Genomic DNA, 16724 nt, shown 5'->3' on the forward strand with positions numbered 1-16724 from the left:
GTCACCATCAGGCCAGCACTCCCTTCCGCCACAGCCGCAGTCGTTGCTCGTACTCGGTACGCAGCTCTGGAGACTTGTTGAATGCCTCCTCCATGAGATCGGCCGCCTCCGGCAAACTCGTGGCTTGGCGCGCCAAGGACTTCGCTTGCTCAGCCAACCGGTCCGCCTCGGTTTCGTTGGCCGGCGAAGGGGCACCCAGCACGCTCTTGGAAGTCTGAAGCGTTGGGTTGACGGCCTGCTTGGCCCGTTGCCTGTCCCAACCGGCTAGCCAGTCCGCCAACTCGCCGGCGAGCGCGCCCGCGTCCCGTGTGCGGGTGGCCGGGTCCGGGTCGAGAGCGCGCAGCACCATCCGGTCGAGTTCATCGTCGACATCGGCGTTGAACTCGTGCGGCGGACGCGGCGGGACCCTGCGCTGGGTACCGAAGTACGACATGGGCCCGCGGTCCTCGTAGGGCAGGGTGTCGGTGAGCAACAAGTAGGCGATGGCCCCGATCGCCCACACGTCACCGGCTCGCGAGTCTCCCCGCTTGTTGAGCAGCGACTCCGGTGCTTTGAACGCCAGCGTGCCCTTGGTGCTGGCCAGCATGGTCATCGGGTTGACCCGTTTGGCCAGCCCGAAGTCGCTGATCCTGGCGCGCAGACCGTCATGGTCATAGCCGACCAGGACGTTCTGTGGTGTGAGGTCGCGGTGGATGACGGCCGGGCGCGCCGAGTGCGCGACCCCGAGGCCCTCGGAGATCTGGTGCAGAATCCGCACCGAGTCGTCGATCGGCACGAACCTGTTCCGGTGCGAGGCCCAAAAGCTCTGCAGGTTTCCCCCGGCGACGTACTCCATGGTGAAGTAGCCCCTGGTGCCGTGTGCGGTTGACACGGTGTTCGCATCGAACACCCGGACGATGTTCGGGTGGCCGATCTGCGTGAGCAGGATGGCCTCACCGAGCATCGCCTTGGTTTCCTCGGCAGTGCCAGCGCGTTTGAAGACCTTTATCGCCTGACGGCCGAGAATGTGGTGGTGCACGCGGTAGACCTCGGCGAACGCGCCCTCTCCCAGGAACCGTTCAACCTCATAGGTGTCTCCTATCCGCTGGCCGTCCTCGAGCAGCCTCATGCCGCCTCGGTGCGGAACGGGTCAGCACTGGTCGTTTTCGCCCTGGCTCTGATCATTGCCATCGGCCTCGCGCCATTCCATCGTGGCCACCTACCGTCCACGTCATTGTCACGATGAACATGGGGACCGGTCCCGAATGCACCTGGCGTGCTAAGTTAGCCGTGTGACTAACTTAGTCGGATGGCTAAACTACTGGCAGCCGCTGCCGGCCGGCACGGAGGGACGGCTGCAGCGCCCCAACTGGCTGCTGGGCCACGCGCCGGCCAGGAACGAACGCCTGTTGGTCGGCGCTACGGCCGTCGGCGGGACGGTCGCCGTCTGCCTGCTGGCCGCGCGCAGCGGCGTGTCGTGGGCATGGTGGCAGTGGCTGATCGTCGCGGTGATCGCCGTGGACATGGTCGGCGGACCGGTCGCGAACGCGCTGCGCGGGGCCAAGCGGCTTTATCACTCGCCGTTGCCCGCCTCGGCCACCCCGCTGCAACGGCTGCTGCACAACCGGCTCGCGTTCACGATCATGCACGTGCAGCCGTTCATCGTGGCCGCGTTCCTGCCGGGACACGCCTGGCTGTGGGCGACCGCGATCTACGGCATCGCGGTGCTCGGTGTCCTCGCGGTCGCGCTCGCGCCGGCCCAGCTCGCCGAGCCGGTGGCCTTCGCCGCGGCCACGGTGGCCCTCGTGGTCGTGCCCACGCTCACCGCACCCGCCGGAATGGCCTGGCTCGGGTACGTGCACGTGGTGAAGCTCGTGCTCGCGCACGCCGTCCCGGATCACCGCCGGTCATGACCGGGCGCGCTGATGCGCGGAAGGACGCGATGGAGCAGGCAGGCGTGCAGATCCTCGCCGAATCCGGCTGGCCCGCGGTCACCGCCCGCGCGATCGCCGACCGGTCCGGCGCGAATCCCGGCCTGATCCACTACTACTACGGCGGCCTGCCCGGACTGCACCGCGCGATCGCCGCCCGCGCGATCGCCATGACCGTCCGCCCCGCCGTCGAGACGGTCCTGGCCGCCGACGACGTCGCGGGCGGAATGCTCGACGTGCTCACCGCGCCGGGCGAAAGCACCTCGACGGCCGGACGGCTGACCACCGAACTGGCCGGCGCCGCGTTTCGCGATGACACCATCCGGCAACTACTTCGCGATGAGTTCCGCGCCGCCCGCGACGAACTCGCCCGCAAGATCGTCGCCGAACGACCGCACTGGCCAAGCCCGCGAGCAACGGGCGCGGCCACGCTGGTCACCGCACTGCTCGACGGGTTGCTCCTGCACCGGCTGCTCGACGACGAGCTCGATCTCGACACCGCGACCGAAGCCCTGCGCACGATCCTGTCCGGTGCATGATGGAGCGCAATTCCGGAGAAGGTGGAGGATCCATGGGTACCGAATGGATGAACGAGCTCAAGAGCATCACGCTGCACGTCGAGGGCGGGGACCCTCCGATGTGGCCGGATGGCGCCAGCGAGGAATACCGCACGGCCCGGCGCGCCCTGGTCGAGGCCGAGGCCGCGGTGCGCGACCAGCTCGAGGCGGTGGCCGCCCAGCGCCGCGCATTGCCGCCCGGCCCGGTGCTACCCGATTATCGGTTCACCGAGGGGCCGGCCGACCTGGCCGCCGACGAACCCGCCGGGCCGGTAAGCCTGGCCGGGCTGTTCGGCGACCACGACGAACTGGTCGTGTACCACCTGATGTTCCATCCGGACGACGACGCCGCCTGTCCGATGTGCTCGATGTGGGTGGACGGCCTGCACGGCGTTTCGCACCACCTCACCCGCCGCGCGGCACTGGCCGTGGTCGCCAAGGCCCCGATCGGCAAACTGCGGGCCTGGGGCCGGCACCGGGGCTGGCAGGGCCTGCGCCTGGTTTCCGCCTACGACACGTCGTTCACCACCGATCTCGGGGTCGAAGGCCCGCGCGGCGGCCAGTTCCCCGCCGTCAGCGTGTTCACTCGCCGAGGAGACCAGGTGCGCCACTCCTACACCCAGAGCGCCGACTTCCCCGACCGTGCGCAGCGGGGCATCGACCTGCTGTCGCCGGTGTGGAACGTATGGGATCTGCTGCCCTCCGGCCGCGGGGAATGGCTTCCGGACAACACCTACCCCGGTGCCGGACGCGGTGGCTCCGCCTCCGCCGGAGGCTGACCGGAGTCCCGGGCGGTCAGGACGGTGCGCATTCGGGGATGGGTGCTGCCTCGCTGAGGATCTGGCAGAGCTGTTGTGCGACCGCTTCGGGCTTGATGTTCCAGATGCCGACGGTGCTGTCGGTGCTGGCCGTGGCGAGCAGTTGTCCGTCCGGGGAGAACTCCACTTCGTTGGGGGCGCCGGTATGCCCGTCGAGGCGGGCCAGCAGGGTGCCTGTTCTCGAGTCCCAGAGCCGGATGGTGCTGTCACCGGTCGTTCCGGTCGCGAGGGTGCCGTCGTCGGCGAACGCGAGGGTGCGGATCTTTGCCGGGTGTTCGCCGAACTCGCCGACGGCACGGCCGGTGTCGAGGTCCCAAAGCCGAACACGGCCGTCATCGTGGCCCGTGGCGAGGGTGGCGCCGTCCGGGCTCAGCGTGATGCCGGTAAAAGGCAGGTCGGTGCGAACGATGGCCGATGATTCCGCGAGATTCGACGTTTTCCAGGATCGCACGACAAAGGAGCCGGCTGTTCTGAACGACCCTTCGTGCACCACGGCCAGAAAGCGCGTTCCGTCCGCGGTGAAGAGGATCTGACCCGCGGAAATGACCGCTTTCCGGTCTTCGGCGGGGTGAAATTCGGCGACCAGCGCACGCGTTCGCGCATCCCAGATGTGGATCTTGCTCTGGCCCCCGGCTGTTGTCTTGCCGGCCTCACTCGTTGCCGCGAGCAGGTTTCCGTCTGGGGATATCTCGACGGCATCGAGCCGTCTGCCGGCGGCGGTGATGATCTCGGGTTGGGCCGAACCGGGTCGCCACAGCTTGACGGCATCCTCGGCGACGCTCGCCACGGTACCGTCGGGGCCGAAGGCGACTTCGGTAACCGTAGTCACCGGATTCGGGTTGCCAAGAGCGAGAACTGTGGCGGCTCTCCCCGGCACATCCCAGCGGAGAACGGACCCGCCGCTGTTGCCCGACGCCAGCGCTTCTCCCGACCGATCGAAGGTGGCGCTCGTCGCGGCGTTCCGACCGGGGGTCAGGTCGCCCTTGGCGGAGAACGCTCCCGTTCGCCAGACAGTCCCCAGGCCCGTGCCGGAGACGGTGACCACGGTCTTGCCGTCCCGGGACAGGGCGAGGTCCCCGGTCTCGCCGGCGACCGAGCTGAACTTGTCGATGACCTTTCGCTCCGACACGCCCCAGAAATCGACCTCACCCCGCACCGAGGACAACGCGAGGTAGTCGCCACCGGGCAGGAACATCCCCCGCCGCTGATTCTGTTCCGAGCTTATGCCCAGCTCGGTTTCCCTGACGCCGGTGATGGGGTCCCACAGGAAGACGTTCGTCTGCGTGCTGAAAACGGCCAGCACGTTGTGGTCGGAGAACGTGACGCCCTCGGCTGCCGCGGCCGGATTCCCGAGCGAGAATTCGGTGACCTTCGCGTTGTCAGCCGTCCGGTAGATTTCCACCTTGTCACGAAGGTGGCCTGTCGCGATGAGGGTGCCGTCTGGGCTGTAGGCGAGGGAATGCGCCGAATTGTCCACCGGTGTCGCGATCTGGCGGAGCACCTGACCCGAGTTGACGTCCCATTCGACCACGTCCGGGGTCAAGACCTTGCTTACCCCGAGGAGTGCCTTACCGTCGGATCGCCAGGCCGCTCTTATCCCACCCGGAAGTTCGGTCAGCAGCTCACCGCTGGGGACTTTCCAGATTCTGAGGTGGCTTTCACCCTCTGCGATCGGCGCGCTGAGGGACGCGGTCGCCAGCATTGTGCCGTCCGGTGAGAACGCGACCGACGTGATATCGCCGTGCTGGCCCTTGAACTCCGCGGGTAACCGCCGATGAGTCGCGGTGTCCCAAAGCTGAATGCTGCCGCCGGCACCGCCGAAGGCAGCGAAAGAACCATTGGGGCTGACCGCTATCACCGGATCGAGCAAGCCGGTGTCGAGCCGGCCGTGGTAGTTGAGTGCTTGTGCGGACAGGAGTGCGCTGCGTGCCTCCGTGGTAGGTGCGGCACGCCAGGCCCGCAACGCGAAGCTCATCGCCTCGCGCGGGTTTGACTTGACGGCAAGCTGGGACTCGGCGGCGAACTGCCGTGACAGGGCCAGGGCTTGCTCGTGCTCCACCGCCGAGCGTTGCACGAATGCCACGACCCCCGCGGTCAGAGCGAGGACCAGCATGACGGCCACCGCGATCAGCAGCCGGCGCAGCCGGCGGCTCGTGCGACGCTCGGCGATCAGCGTGGCATGGGTCGCTTCCGTGCTGGCGGAAAGGAAACTCCACTCGGTCGCGGACAGGTCGGTCCGGCCTCCGGCCCATTCCTGAGCCGCGGAGAGCCGGGAACCCCGATAGAGCGCTCCGGGGTCACGACCCGAGGCCTCCCAGTAGTGGGCGGCATCGTTGAGCTGCTGGCGGATCGCGATTCCTTCGCGGTCGGCGTCGATCCACTGACGCAGGCGAGGCCAGTTGCGCAGCAGCGCCTCATGGGTGATTTCGACCGTGTTCTGGGTCTGGGTGAGCAGTCGTGCGTTGGTGAACGCGTCGATGATCGCGGTGCTGCGCTGGGGTTCCAGGCCGAGCAGGTGGGTGTGCGGGACGCGCCGCCGGGTTTCCTCGGCACCGTCCACAATGGCCACCAGCCGCAGGAACAGGGAGCGGGCGAGTTGCTGATCCGGATAGCTGAGCCGCCGGAACACTTCCTCGGCGGTGGTGGCGACGGCATTGGCGATACCGCCGGTGTTCTGGTATCCCTGCACCGTGAGGGTGGAGCCGTGGCGTTGCTGCCAGGTCGCGCGCAGCGCGTGGGCCAGCAGGGGCAGCCGTCCCGCCTGGCCATCAGCGGCGCCGGCGGCATGGGTTCCGAGGTCGCGGAGGAGGAGTTCGACCAGGCCGGGCTCGACGTCCAGCCCCGTGCGTTGCGCGGGGAACAGGATCGCCGCACGCAGTTCGGTCTCGTTCATCGGCCCGATGAGGACCTGGCCGTCGAGCGCGGCGGCGCGCAGGGGCGGGTAGTCGGCGCACCGGGGATAGAAGTCCGCCCGCAGCCCGTACACCACCAGCGCCGCCGGCCGGTCGCCTGGCGTGGCGAGGGACGCGAGCAGGTTGAGCACCGCGTGGCGTTGGCGCTCGTCCGCGCAGACGGTGAACAGCTCCTCGAGCTGGTCCACGATGATGACAAGGCGAACGTCGGGATCGGCCGAGTGCAGCGAGTTCCGCACCCGGTCGGCGACCGCGTCCGGGTCGGTGAGCAGGGTATGGGCCAGCTGTTCCGCGGGGATACCGGCGATGCCTGCCAGGTACCGGGCCAGCACCGCGGCCGGCCGCTCGGTCGGCGTGATCAACAGCGACAGCCAGCCCCGCGACCCCGGCAGCGCGCCGCGGGCCAGCGCCGGCAGCAGCCCGGCGCGGAGCAGCGACGATTTCCCGGCACCGGATGGGGCGACCACCAGCAGCGGTCCGCCCTCATGCGTCCGGCGGTCCAATCGCTGCAGGAGCGCCGCGGTGAGTTGATCGCGGCCGAAGAACCAGTCCGCCTGCTGCGGGCCGAACACGGCCAGTCCCGGATAGGGGCAGTCGTCGTTCGTTGTCCCCGGAATGACCGCCCTTGCCCCGTGCACACCGTCCCGGAAATGGAGGTGGACGTCCCGGCCGGCAATGAATTGATCGACATCCACCCGGTGAACAGCGATCGCACCGGCCTGCACCACATCGCCGGACACGGCACCGGAAATGATATTGCGGACCGCCGGACCGTCCGGCTCGCTACCGGATTCCTGTCGACCATCCACGGGAGAACCCCCTGAACACTCCGGCGCCATCGTACCAATGAGAGCAAGCGCGCCCGGCGTGTCGAACTAGTTGTCGAACTACTCGGGGAGTATCCGGAGAAGCCGCTCCATCGCGACATCCATCCGTTGCTTGAGCTGATCGCAGGCGGCGTCGATTTCTCCTGCTCGGAGCAGGTCGATGAACTGCCGGTGATTGGCTATCACGATCTCGCCGTCGGGGCGGCCCGCCGCCAGCGTGGCCAGCCGAGCCTCCACCAGCAGTTGTTTGTGCAGCACGACTAATTTTCGAGAACCGGTCAAAGCGACGACAGCGGTGTGGCACGCCGAGTCCAAACGGCTCTGCGAACGAGCGTCGGCGGCTGCGACCCCGGATTCGAGCGCCTCGACGCTCTGCTCAAGAGCTTCGCGGTCCTGAGGCGCCGCGGTGCTGAATGCTCGGGCTCCGGCCGTTTCGAGATGGAACCGGGCCGTGTAGATCTCCACCACGTCCGCCCGGTCGATGCGGGTGACCGCCAGCGCCACTCCGCGGCCCTGCCGCTGGACGAGACCTTCGTTCTCCAGCCGGAGCAGCACCTCGCGGACGGTCGGCCTGGCGATGCCCAGCCATTCACTGACCTGCCCCTCGGGCAGGGAGGTGCCGGGGGCGAGCGACCCGTCGATGATCTCACCGCGGAGTTGCTCGACGGCCTGGTCCACCAGGCTCGTCTGCTTGAGTTTGTTCGCTGGGCGCATCGGTCCCGATCCTAGACTCGCCCTCCGGCCAAGCCCGGCTCAGCTCGACCTAGCAAGTAACTAGACAACTAGACAACCTGGCTAGTTGGCCGTATGGTCTCGCTGTCGTCAGAGCTGCCGGCAGGCAGCCCGCTTCCCGTCGAAAGGCACAACGTGAGTGATTCGACCGACGCGGCCCTGACCCCGCTATGGGGCCCAGTGACCTCGCTTGCGCTCCAGAACTCGCCTAGCTCGGGGCTACGTCTGCGCGACCTGCCCGCTTTCCTCCGGACGCTCGCCGAGGTCAAGCTCGCTGCCGTCCGGGCCAACCAGGAGCTGGGCGTCCTCGACGAAGCGCGGGCCGGGGCCATAGCCCGAGCCGCGCGCGAGGTCGCCGACGGCGAGTTCATCGATCAGTTCCCACTGCGGGTGGTCGCCACCGGGGGCAGCACGTCGACGAATATGAACGTCAACGAAGTCCTCGCGTCGCGCGCGTCCCAGCTGCTTCCGGACACCGCCGGTCTCGCGGTTCATCCGAACGACCACGTGAATCGATCACAATCTTCGAATGACGTGTACCCCACCGCGGCGAAGGTGCTCCTCGTGCGGCAGGCGCTCGAAGTCGCCTCCGTCCTGCGCCGGCTCGCTCGCAGCTTCATGCGGCAGGCAGAGCAGCACGATGGCGTCCAGCGCCTTGGTCGCACCGCTTGGCAAGATGCCGTCCTCGTTCCGGTTTCGGAGACCCACCGGGCGCACGCTCTGGTGGCGGAACGGTTCGCCGATCAGTTCGCAGCCGCCGCCGAAACCCTGCAGGCGGTTCAGCTGGGCGGGACGGCGCTCGGCACTGGAGTCGGCGCTCCGGCCGGGTTCGCGCGCCTGGCCGTGAGCAACCTCGCCGAGATCACGGGCCTGCCGATGCGCCCGAGCGTGAGCCGTGTCGACGCCTTCGCGCACGCCGACGGTTACGGCCTCCTCGCCGACACGGCGGCTCGATGCGCGGGCACCCTGTTCAAGCAGAGCCAAGATCTCCGGATTCTGAGCTCGGGCCCGACGGGCGGCCTGGGAGAACTGGTGCTGCCGAAGCTCCAGCCGGGTTCCTCGATCATGCCCGGCAAGGTGAACCCCGTCGTCCCCAGCATGGTCGGTCAAGCCAGCTTCTCGATCCGCGCGGCCGCCACTGCCGTGGGCATGGCCATCGCCGCGGGGGAACCGGACTACAACCCGAACAGCCCGGCCGTCGTCGCGACCCTCTCCCCTGCGCTCAGCGAGCTGGCCGCCGTGGTGCTGGTCTTCGCCGACAAGTGCATCGACAGCCTGCACTGGAACCGGTCCAGGCTCGCCGAGCTCACCGCACGGCCCTTCGACTCCCTGATCGAACAGGCCGAAAAGGACGGTTACGACGCGGTAGCCGGCCGCTCTGCCTAGTTTCTTCCGAAACGCTCGATCGCGTTTCGTCACCAGCCCCTAGGGACAAAGATGACAGAGTCGCAACGGCGCGCTGCTGCCACCAAGCCCAACCTCCTGTTCCGATCCATCAGCGCGATCGAGCGGGTGGGAAACAAGCTTCCGAACCCCTTCTGGCTCTTCTGGATCATGGCCGGAATGCTGGGCGTGGCCAGCTTCGTTCTGGCCAAGCTCGACGTTTCCGTCACCTTGCCGAACTCCGGCAAGGTGGTGGAGGTCAAGAACCTGCTCTCCCTCGAAGGTCTCAACCACGCCGCCGAATCGGCTTTCGACAACTTCGCGGAGTTTCCTCCGGTCCCCCTGGTGGTCACGATGATCCTCGGCGTGAGCATCGCCGAGGCGAGCGGCCTGATGACAGCGCTGCTCAGAGCCACCGTGATCCGGCTGCCTGCTCGATGGGTGACGTTCTCGATCACCTTCGCCTCCATGGTGTCCCACGTCATGGGCGACTCGGCGTACATGGTGATGATCCCGCTCGGCGCACTGGCTTTCCGTGCCGTCGGCAGGAGTCCCGTGCTGGGCGTGCTGGTCGCTTTCGTCTCGGTCTCCGCGGCGTTCAACGCCAGCCCGCTGGTCACGCCGTCCGCGGCCATCCGGGCGTCCCTGACGACCGCGGCCGCGCAGACGGTCGATCCGAACGTGGTTGTCACCCCGCTCGCCACCTACTTCTACGCCGCCGTCGGATCGCTGGTCCTGTCGATCGTCATCACGCTCACGGTGGAACTGGTACTGGCCAAGCGACCTGCGTTCAGCCAGTTGCCTTCGGTGCAAGACGACGACCTCGCCGGGGCGGATGCCAGGCTCACCGCACGGGAGCGACGTGGCCTGCGGTGGGCCGGCGTCGTCTTCGTCGGCTACGTAGCGGTAGTCGCAACGCTCTTGCTGCTCCCGGGCTCTCCGCTGCTCGGGAAAGGTGGCAGCGTCGTCCAGTCGACCGTGGTACTGGACGTGGCCGTATTCGTCGCACTGCTTCTCGGCCTGATGGGATTCGTCTACGGCAAGGTGACCGGGAGCATCCGGTCGCTGGCCGCCTTGCCCAAGATCATGGCCGACGGAATGATCCCGGTGGCTCCGGTTCTCGTGCTCTTCTTCGCCGCCGCGCAATTCCTCGCCTATTTCGAATGGACCGGCCTCGGCTCGGTGATCACGGTCGAGGGCGCCGAGCTGCTGCACAAGCTGAACGCACCCGACCTGGTCGTGCTGCTGGTCATCATCTTCGGGATCGCCTTGCTCAATCTGGTGATCTCGAGCGGCACCGCCATGTGGTCGATCCTCGCGCCGATCCTGGTGCCGATGATGATGTACGTCGGCCTGCGGCCCGAGGCGACGCTTTCAGCCTTCATGATCGGAGACTCGGCAACCGGTCCGGTGACCCCGATGAACGCCTTCTTCGTACTTGCTTTGAGCTACGTCCAGAAATACAAGAAGGATGCGGGAATCGGAACGGTGATGTCGTTCGCGATACCCCTGTCGTTCGTCATCCTGCTGGCCTGGACCGCGCTGTTCGTCGCCTGGTACCTGCTGGGCGTGCCACTGGGGCCGGGAGGGTACCTCTACTGATCCGCATCGGGAGCAGGCCCGAGCAGCCCCGATTGGGGCTTGCGGACCAGCAGTTGGCCCTGTTGGAACTGCCGCTCGTTTTCGTGCGGCTCGCGCTGCATCCGGGCGACCTCGACGAACCCGGCCTGGCGCAACAGTTCCATCAGACTGTCCGGCGACCACCGATAGGCGAGCGTGACCTTGTGGTCGAATTCCTGCGGCAGCGGGTCGTCGCCGGCGAAGAATCCGAGCAGCAGGTGACCACCCGGCGCCAGCACTCGCTGGAACTCGGTGAACACGGCCGGCAGCTGCCGCGGCGGTGTGTGGATGATGGAGTAGTGCGCGAGAATGCCGCCGAGGGCTCCGTCGGCGACGTCCAGCGCGGTCATCGAACCCTCGTCGAACCGCAGGTCCGGACGGGCTTGGCGGGCCAGTGCGACCATCTCGGCGGACAGGTCGATGCCGAAGGCGGTCAGCCCGAGCGCGTGCAGGTGTGCGGTCACATGCCCGGGACCACAGCCGATGTCCGCGACCGGTCCGGAGTCGTGGGCCTGCACGAGTTCGGCGAACGCGGCCAGCATCGCACGTTCCAGCGGCAAGATCTCAAGCACGTTGCTGAAAAGCTCGGCGTACAGGGAGGCAACGGCGTCGTAGGCAGCCCTGGTTTCGTGCAGGACGGAGGGTTCGGTCACGGCGGAAACCATAGTCCACTGCCGAGGCCGGTCGCCGTGGTTTTCGCGCGAAACGTGGTCTCCGCGGACCCAGGCGGCGAGGTGGAGAGGTAGACGAGATGGTTCTGCGACCCGAGCAGGTGAGCAACTCCTCACCCGCGCCCCAGAAGTCACCAATTCCCCCAACCCCTCCGCGCACTCACCCGCCTCATGAGTCTGAACACCGGCCTGTCCCGCCAAGGAGCCCGCACGCTCCACTACCGATTCTGACCAACCAGCAACAGGCCGGTCCGCGTCGTCACGGTTCGGCGTGGTGCCGCTCGGCGAGCAGTTTCAGGTTGAGCAGCTGCCGTCGAGCCATGATCAGGTCGCCGACGGACAGCCCGCGCGCCACCCAGCGGTTGGTTTGCATGACGAGTTTGAACAGCAGGCGCGTCGTGTCGTGGTCCTGTGCCACGAGGACGTAGGACATGAAGGCGCCCATGATGGTGCCGGTCAGCTGTTTCCCCGGGTCGACCGAGACGATCCGGCCCAGCCTGCGCCCGCCGGCGGCCGTGAACTTTTCACCGACGTGCGGCTCGGGAAGGTCTACCAGCTCACGAGGTGAGCGACGACCCAGGTTGTCGATCCAGTCGTACGAGTAGGGCGCAAGCCGCACCTGGGCGACCCAGGGCCACACCGCTTCGGCAGGCGCCCGCACCTCCACGCCCCGCCATGCCTCCAGCGCGGGTGAGGTGACGAAGTCATCGCAGGGGTACGAGCGCATGATCTCGCTGTCGCTGACACCCCATCGGTCACCGATCATGCATCGATCTTCATCCACGCCGGCCCGGTGTTCAAGCCAGCGGGGAGCATCTCAGATCGTGAATGTCCCGCTCTCCGGGATCAGCACGGTGCCCGTGCGGCCGGCACTGGCCCAGTCCAACTCCAGGCGCCAACTCCGCAACCACCCGCGGCGATTCCGGTTCAAGGTCGATGCTGAAGTCGCGGATCTCCATTGACCTATACATCACGTCAGTTGTTTTGGTGAAGTTGACCACCACTGGTCGAATCGCCAATAGTACGACCGCCTGAGCGCTACGGCCCTCAACAAGAACCATGATCCCGATATCGTGGGTGATCTTCGACCGCAGGCGCCCGAACGCGTCGATCGGCACCTCGTGTTGGGGTGCGGATTCCGAACTGGTGTAGATGTTCACATCGCCGTGGATTGCCCCGGCCTGCGGTGCCGGCGTACAGGTCCCGCAGGTACGCCAGCCCGATCTTGTTGCGAAGGCTCTCCCGCCCCTCCTGCACCAGCTGGAGGATCAGGGCGGCAGGAGAGCTCGGACTGCTCGGGTAGCTCAGGTCAACGGACGTGGTCGCCACGGTTGCCCTCAGCACCACACCGCGACGCTGGTCTCGCAACCAGCCCTGCACCGCCTCGGCCATGATCAGGACCTGGTCATCGGAACTCAGCACGACATCCAGCAGGAACCGCGCGTTTCCGAACGGGCGGCTGAAGCCCGGCGGCTTCTCCCTGAGCACCCACGTGATGCCAACCAGCCCGTTGAAGCGCTGGCCCAGGTCTTCGAGCACGGTCCTGGCCAGGTCTGCCTCGCCGGGAGCGGTCAGCACGATCCGGATCTCCACCAGATGATCACCGTCCTTCGAGTTCCTTGCGGACTACCGGAACCTGGTCAGGGCGTCGGCCGAGGCGCTGCCGGGCTCCGGCTGGTAGACGATGATCACTAGGTCTTCGGCTCCGGCGACGGTGAGGGTCTGGCGGCGCAGGCTGAGGTGGCCGGCGTCTGGGTGGTTGAACCGCTTGATCTCGTCGCGGCGCAGCCCGGGCACTCGGCGCCGGCCGTAGCCCGCAAGCCCCGCCTCGCTCGGCCGCACGCGGGCCCGGCGCGCCTGGAGAAACTCTCCGAGAAGGTTGTCGCGTGTCATCGCTTGTCGAGGGTATCCCTGCCAGGGTGCTGGCTGGCGGTTCACCGCGTACGAGCCGATCCGGCAGGCCCGCCGGGCCGGCGCCACCGCCCGCACACCGCGCGACCCGTCGGTCACCGCGGAGGCCATCCTCAAGCTGGTCGACCTGCCCGAACCGCCACTGCGGCTGTTCCTCGGCAGCTACTCGTACCCGATCGCCGAGAAGGTCTACCAGCAGCGGCTCGCCACCTGGCAACAATGGCGCGAGCTGTCCGAGACGGCGTGACCCATCCGACCGCATCCGGGCGTCCTCAGACCAGGATGGTGGCCGCGGCGTCGAAGAGGATGTTCAGTGCGGTGAGGGCGTCCTGGTGGCCGAGTCCCTCCGGCCGCCAGGTCTCCCCGGCCAGCGAGTCCATCACAGCGAACGCGGTGGCGAACGCCACGCCTCGATGCAGTGCCACAGCTGCCAGGGAGGCAGCCTCCATCTCCACCGTGAGCACACCTTCGGCGCGATAGTGCAGCACCTCTTCCCGGGTCTCCCGGTAAGGAGCATCCGTGGTCCACGTTCTGCCCACCACAACGTGCTCGGCACGCTCTTCGACGGCCTCCAGCAACCGTGCGGTCAACTCCTCGTTCGGGTAGACATAGCGCTCGCCTGGCGGCAGGTAGTGGTAGGAGACGCCCTCGTCTCGCACGGCGCCGTTGCAGACCACGAGGTCGCCGATGCCCTGCGCGGGATGCAAACCACCTGCTCCACCGATGCTGACGGCCCGTCGCACACCGGCACCGATGAGCTCTTCCATGGTGGTGGCCGCCGCCGGTCCACCAATGCCGAACCCACCGACGACGGCGACTGCGCCACCGGGTACCTGCACCTCGTGCACCTTTATGGACCTGCGGCTGACACGGCGCTCTCTTACCTCGTGGCGATCCACAACCTGCCGCAACAACCTCGGGCTGTAGACGAACACGGCCCCTTCAGGAATCGGACGTCCGCCCGGAGTCGCCCCCTTCCACACGTGGCCGAGGTAGTCTCTCGGCTGGAACAGCGCGGTCAGCTCGTGCTTTCCGGGAAAGTTCGGTATCGGCATCCACCCAGTCTCCTGACCTTCAGCTGGATCTGTTGAAGGTTCCGATCAAACCGGCGTTGCAGCGTCGGCTGGGAAGGAGCGTGCTCTGTCCCGAACAGGACGCCGCGTGAGCGTCATCGCCCTGCGGCCGGCCGTGCCCGCCGACAGCGAGTTCTGCTTCGAGCTGCACAAGGCCGCCATGGGCGACTACGTCACCGCGACCTGGGGGTGGGACGAGCATGCCCAGCGGGACTATCACACCCGCGGGTTCGACCCGGACCACTGGCAGATCATCACCGCCGACGGTGCTGATGTCGGCATGCTCAACGTCGAGTACCGCGCCACCGAGATCTACCTCGCCCGCATCGAGATCCATCCCGACCATCAAGGGCGCGGCATCGGCACCCACCTCATCACCGCGCTGCTGAGCGAGGCCGACCAGCGACGCGGTGACCTGGTCCTGGACGTCCTCGCGGTCAACCGCCGCGCATACGCCCTCTACCAGCGACTCGGCCTGCAAGAAATAGCACGGCACGGCGACGGCAACATCAAGATCACGATGCGCTACCCCCGGCCGCCCAGGTAGCCACCACACCCCACGCAAACCGTCCTGGACAGGCCGTTCGTCACCTAGGTCTTGCTCAACCGCAACACACCCCGGTCACCCTCGACGGCAACCGGCAGAATCGTCTGGTTGTTGAACTGATGAGCGTCGCCGAGTTCACTGGTCGCGCTCAAGCCCCCCATCGTGATGCTGATCTTGCCGTCTTCGATGGTGATCCCGATCGGCCCGAGCCCGCTCACGTTCGGGACCGAGTCGCCGGTCTTGACAAAGACCTCGCACGTGCCGTCCCCGCACGCCTTGAGCTTGTTGCCATCAGCGGCGGTGAACGGAGCGCTTGTCGTAGCAGGCGTTGTCGAAGTGCTCGTGACGGGTGAGGATGTCGTGGTGGTCGGCGTCATCGAAGACGGAGACGGCACCGGAACCGCGGCGGGTGGTTCGGACTCCGCGCCACAAGCCGCTGTCAGCGGAAGAATCGTCAGCGCGGCGAGCGTCAGCCGTGCGGCTACCGGAAACATGTGCTCAAGCTAGACCGGCCCCTCGGTCGCGCGGCGGCGCTAGCAGCTAGCGGCCACGCGGCACGGCCGCTTACGACCAGAACTTCACTTCGGGGTTGGCCGGGGTCGGGCCGTCGAGCAGCGGCTGGTCATGTCCTCGCAGGTGCTCGTCGAAGAACGCGGAGACATAAGCCCTGGTCAGCTCCATGCCGCGGGCGCCGCCCAGCAGCCCGGGCTGGGTGAGGCCGAGTTGTTCCCCCAAGACGCCGACGTCGGTGAAGGACGCGTGCCCGGCCCGCGCGACGCTGATCCAGCGCTTCGGACCGGTGAGGTTCGGCCAGCTGAGGGCCCAGGTCGTGTCCGGGCCGGCCGGGGTGTACTCGCTTTCCCGGCCCAGCAGCAGGAACGGCCGGTCGATGCCGGGCGCGGGGATCGGCGACCACAGCCTGCCGTCCATGTCCACGCCCGCCCGGATCCGCCGGTCGGTCACCATGGCCGTCGGTGTGCTGTAGCCGCCGATGGAATGCCCTGCCATCCCGATCCGCGTCCGGTCGATCATCCAGGAGCCCGACCACGGCGAGGACGGCCCGGTCAGCCGGTTGAGGACGAAGGAGACGTCGGCGGCGCGGACCGGCGGGATCAACGTGGAATCGGAACCGCAGGCGGCGCATTCGGTGACCCGCCCGTCCGGAAACGCGGTGCCGTGGGATTCGTAGTTGTGCCCGATCACCGCTACCAGAAAACCCTGGCCGGCCAGCTCTTCCGCCAGCCCGGTGAGCGTGCTGCGCGGTTTGCCGAATCCGGGCGACAAGACGACCAGTGCGCGCTTGCCGGGCAGGGCCGGGGCGTCGACACGAGCGCTGGTCCGGACCTCGGCGATCCGCTCGGGGGCGACGTCGGGAACCCCCGATTCCGTCAAGAATGCCTTGGCTTCGGCCAGGCTCAGGTACGGCCGCTGGGGGCCGACCGGGAACAGGGCCGGGTAGAACATCGACACCATCAGCTCACGCGGCCCGGTCGGCACCCAGGGATCCTGACGCGACGCGTCGACAAGGTGCAGGTCGCTGGAGCCGACGAAGTGCGAGCCGGTCGGAGGCGGCAGGGTCAGCCGCTGCGTCGCCCCAGCCGGGCTCGCCAGGCTCAAGGCGGCGGCCGAGGCGAGTACGGTGGCGAGGGCCGCCTTGGGAAGCCTTCTCATGGGGACTCCGTTCCTGTCCGGGAATTTACGCCGCCAAGTCTGTGCCGTGGCGACATCTTCGCGCATCGGCCGGGGAGCACGTCCTGCCCCTG

General features: G+C 67.6%; 17 protein-coding genes. 7 read left to right on the forward strand and 10 right to left on the reverse strand.

Annotated elements, in window-relative coordinates:
• Positions 1-7: 7 nt before the first annotated feature.
• Positions 8-1108 carry a serine/threonine-protein kinase gene (locus tag AMYNI_RS0101220; RefSeq protein ID WP_020666135.1) on the reverse strand — a complete coding sequence of 367 codons (1101 nt, stop codon included), beginning with the start codon at positions 1106-1108 and terminating at the stop codon, positions 8-10.
• 163 nt (positions 1109-1271) lie between these two features.
• Here AMYNI_RS0101220 and AMYNI_RS43250 point away from each other — a divergent pair, with 163 nt between their 5' ends.
• From AMYNI_RS43250 to AMYNI_RS43255, 3 genes are read left to right on the forward strand one after another with little or no spacing between them, the layout of a single operon-like run.
• Entirely contained in the window at positions 1272-1892 is a 621-nt protein-coding gene (locus tag AMYNI_RS43250) for a hypothetical protein (RefSeq protein ID WP_020666136.1), read from the forward strand.
• Positions 1889-2449 (forward strand): TetR family transcriptional regulator C-terminal domain-containing protein, encoded by a 561-nt coding sequence (locus tag AMYNI_RS48760; protein ID WP_026359928.1) that lies wholly within the window; start codon positions 1889-1891, stop codon positions 2447-2449. The genes AMYNI_RS43250 and AMYNI_RS48760 overlap by 4 nt, the downstream gene beginning before the upstream one ends.
• 32 nt (positions 2450-2481) lie before the next feature.
• Entirely contained in the window at positions 2482-3246 is a 765-nt protein-coding gene (locus AMYNI_RS43255) for a DUF899 family protein (RefSeq protein WP_020666138.1), read from the forward strand.
• A gap of 16 nt (positions 3247-3262) precedes the next feature.
• Here the strand turns inward: AMYNI_RS43255 and AMYNI_RS46940 are convergent, their stop codons facing one another.
• A complete protein-coding gene (locus tag AMYNI_RS46940; protein ID WP_169515690.1) occupies positions 3263-7006 on the reverse strand; it encodes an NACHT and WD repeat domain-containing protein in 3744 nt (1247 codons plus the stop codon).
• Between the two features lie 78 nt (positions 7007-7084).
• Positions 7085-7738, reverse strand: a complete 654-nt coding sequence (locus AMYNI_RS0101250; RefSeq protein WP_020666141.1) for a GntR family transcriptional regulator — start codon at positions 7736-7738, stop codon at positions 7085-7087.
• 93 nt (positions 7739-7831) lie between these two features.
• On the opposite strand from AMYNI_RS0101250, the gene AMYNI_RS43265 reads away from it, so the two are divergent.
• Entirely contained in the window at positions 7832-9142 is a 1311-nt protein-coding gene (locus AMYNI_RS43265; protein ID WP_084628205.1) for a lyase family protein, read from the forward strand.
• 51 nt (positions 9143-9193) lie between these two features.
• Positions 9194-10741 carry an AbgT family transporter gene (locus AMYNI_RS0101260; RefSeq protein ID WP_020666143.1) on the forward strand — a complete coding sequence of 516 codons (1548 nt, stop codon included), beginning with the start codon at positions 9194-9196 and terminating at the stop codon, positions 10739-10741.
• Here the strand turns inward: AMYNI_RS0101260 and AMYNI_RS0101265 are convergent.
• The 4 genes from AMYNI_RS0101265 to AMYNI_RS50460 form a co-directional block, all read right to left on the reverse strand.
• Positions 10735-11424, reverse strand: a complete 690-nt coding sequence (locus AMYNI_RS0101265) for a class I SAM-dependent methyltransferase (protein ID WP_020666144.1) — start codon at positions 11422-11424, stop codon at positions 10735-10737. The two genes, AMYNI_RS0101260 and AMYNI_RS0101265, sit on opposite strands and share 7 nt — an antisense overlap.
• Before the next feature lie 265 nt (positions 11425-11689).
• Positions 11690-12196 (reverse strand): hypothetical protein, encoded by a 507-nt coding sequence (locus AMYNI_RS0101270; RefSeq protein WP_020666145.1) that lies wholly within the window; start codon positions 12194-12196, stop codon positions 11690-11692.
• A gap of 281 nt (positions 12197-12477) precedes the next feature.
• A complete protein-coding gene (locus AMYNI_RS0101275; protein WP_020666146.1) occupies positions 12478-13023 on the reverse strand; it encodes a hypothetical protein in 546 nt (181 codons plus the stop codon).
• A gap of 33 nt (positions 13024-13056) precedes the next feature.
• Positions 13057-13323 (reverse strand): MmyB family transcriptional regulator, encoded by a 267-nt coding sequence (locus AMYNI_RS50460; protein WP_084628207.1) that lies wholly within the window; start codon positions 13321-13323, stop codon positions 13057-13059.
• On the opposite strand from AMYNI_RS50460, the gene AMYNI_RS0101285 reads away from it, so the two are divergent.
• Positions 13310-13588, forward strand: a complete 279-nt coding sequence (locus tag AMYNI_RS0101285) for an SDR family oxidoreductase (protein ID WP_020666148.1) — start codon at positions 13310-13312, stop codon at positions 13586-13588. The two genes, AMYNI_RS50460 and AMYNI_RS0101285, sit on opposite strands and share 14 nt — an antisense overlap.
• Before the next feature lie 25 nt (positions 13589-13613).
• On the opposite strand, the gene AMYNI_RS0101290 is transcribed toward AMYNI_RS0101285, so the two are convergent.
• Complete coding sequence (locus tag AMYNI_RS0101290; protein WP_026359929.1) at positions 13614-14396, reverse strand: nucleoside phosphorylase; 783 nt, start codon at positions 14394-14396, stop codon at positions 13614-13616.
• Positions 14397-14502: 106 nt separating this feature from the next.
• Here AMYNI_RS0101290 and AMYNI_RS0101295 point away from each other — a divergent pair, with 106 nt between their 5' ends.
• A complete protein-coding gene (locus tag AMYNI_RS0101295; protein ID WP_020666150.1) occupies positions 14503-14961 on the forward strand; it encodes a GNAT family N-acetyltransferase in 459 nt (152 codons plus the stop codon).
• A gap of 44 nt (positions 14962-15005) precedes the next feature.
• Here AMYNI_RS0101295 and AMYNI_RS48765 read toward each other — a convergent pair whose 3' ends face one another.
• Both AMYNI_RS48765 and AMYNI_RS0101305 read right to left on the reverse strand, forming a co-directional pair.
• Positions 15006-15455, reverse strand: coding sequence for a hypothetical protein (locus AMYNI_RS48765; protein WP_157357216.1), 450 nt, complete (start codon positions 15453-15455; stop codon positions 15006-15008).
• 70 nt (positions 15456-15525) lie between these two features.
• A complete protein-coding gene (locus AMYNI_RS0101305; RefSeq protein ID WP_020666153.1) occupies positions 15526-16632 on the reverse strand; it encodes an alpha/beta hydrolase family protein in 1107 nt (368 codons plus the stop codon).
• Positions 16633-16724 lie beyond the last annotated feature (92 nt).

This window comes from Amycolatopsis nigrescens CSC17Ta-90, from assembly GCF_000384315.1.
GTDB lineage: Bacteria > Actinomycetota > Actinomycetes > Mycobacteriales > Pseudonocardiaceae > Amycolatopsis > Amycolatopsis nigrescens.

What these genes read in the sequence shown, in the direction of transcription:
- AMYNI_RS48760 (WP_026359928.1), top strand. Translation starts at nt 1,889, where the DNA reads ATGACCGGGCGCGCTGATGCGCGGAAGGACGCGATGGAGCAGGCAGGC.
- AMYNI_RS43255 (WP_020666138.1), top strand. Translation starts at nt 2,482, where the DNA reads ATGGGTACCGAATGGATGAACGAGCTCAAGAGCATCACGCTGCACGTC.
- AMYNI_RS0101220 (WP_020666135.1), bottom strand. Translation starts at nt 1,108, where the DNA reads ATGAGGCTGCTCGAGGACGGCCAGCGGATAGGAGACACCTATGAGGTT.
- AMYNI_RS0101265 (WP_020666144.1), bottom strand. Translation starts at nt 11,424, where the DNA reads ATGGTTTCCGCCGTGACCGAACCCTCCGTCCTGCACGAAACCAGGGCT.
- AMYNI_RS0101250 (WP_020666141.1), bottom strand. Translation starts at nt 7,738, where the DNA reads ATGCGCCCAGCGAACAAACTCAAGCAGACGAGCCTGGTGGACCAGGCC.
- AMYNI_RS48765 (WP_157357216.1), bottom strand. Translation starts at nt 15,455, where the DNA reads ATGTTTCCGGTAGCCGCACGGCTGACGCTCGCCGCGCTGACGATTCTT.
- AMYNI_RS0101270 (WP_020666145.1), bottom strand. Translation starts at nt 12,196, where the DNA reads ATGATCGGTGACCGATGGGGTGTCAGCGACAGCGAGATCATGCGCTCG.
- AMYNI_RS0101290 (WP_026359929.1), bottom strand. Translation starts at nt 14,396, where the DNA reads ATGCCGATACCGAACTTTCCCGGAAAGCACGAGCTGACCGCGCTGTTC.
- AMYNI_RS50460 (WP_084628207.1), bottom strand. Translation starts at nt 13,323, where the DNA reads ATGACACGCGACAACCTTCTCGGAGAGTTTCTCCAGGCGCGCCGGGCC.
- AMYNI_RS0101260 (WP_020666143.1), top strand. Translation starts at nt 9,194, where the DNA reads ATGACAGAGTCGCAACGGCGCGCTGCTGCCACCAAGCCCAACCTCCTG.
- AMYNI_RS43265 (WP_084628205.1), top strand. Translation starts at nt 7,832, where the DNA reads ATGGTCTCGCTGTCGTCAGAGCTGCCGGCAGGCAGCCCGCTTCCCGTC.
- AMYNI_RS0101305 (WP_020666153.1), bottom strand. Translation starts at nt 16,632, where the DNA reads ATGAGAAGGCTTCCCAAGGCGGCCCTCGCCACCGTACTCGCCTCGGCC.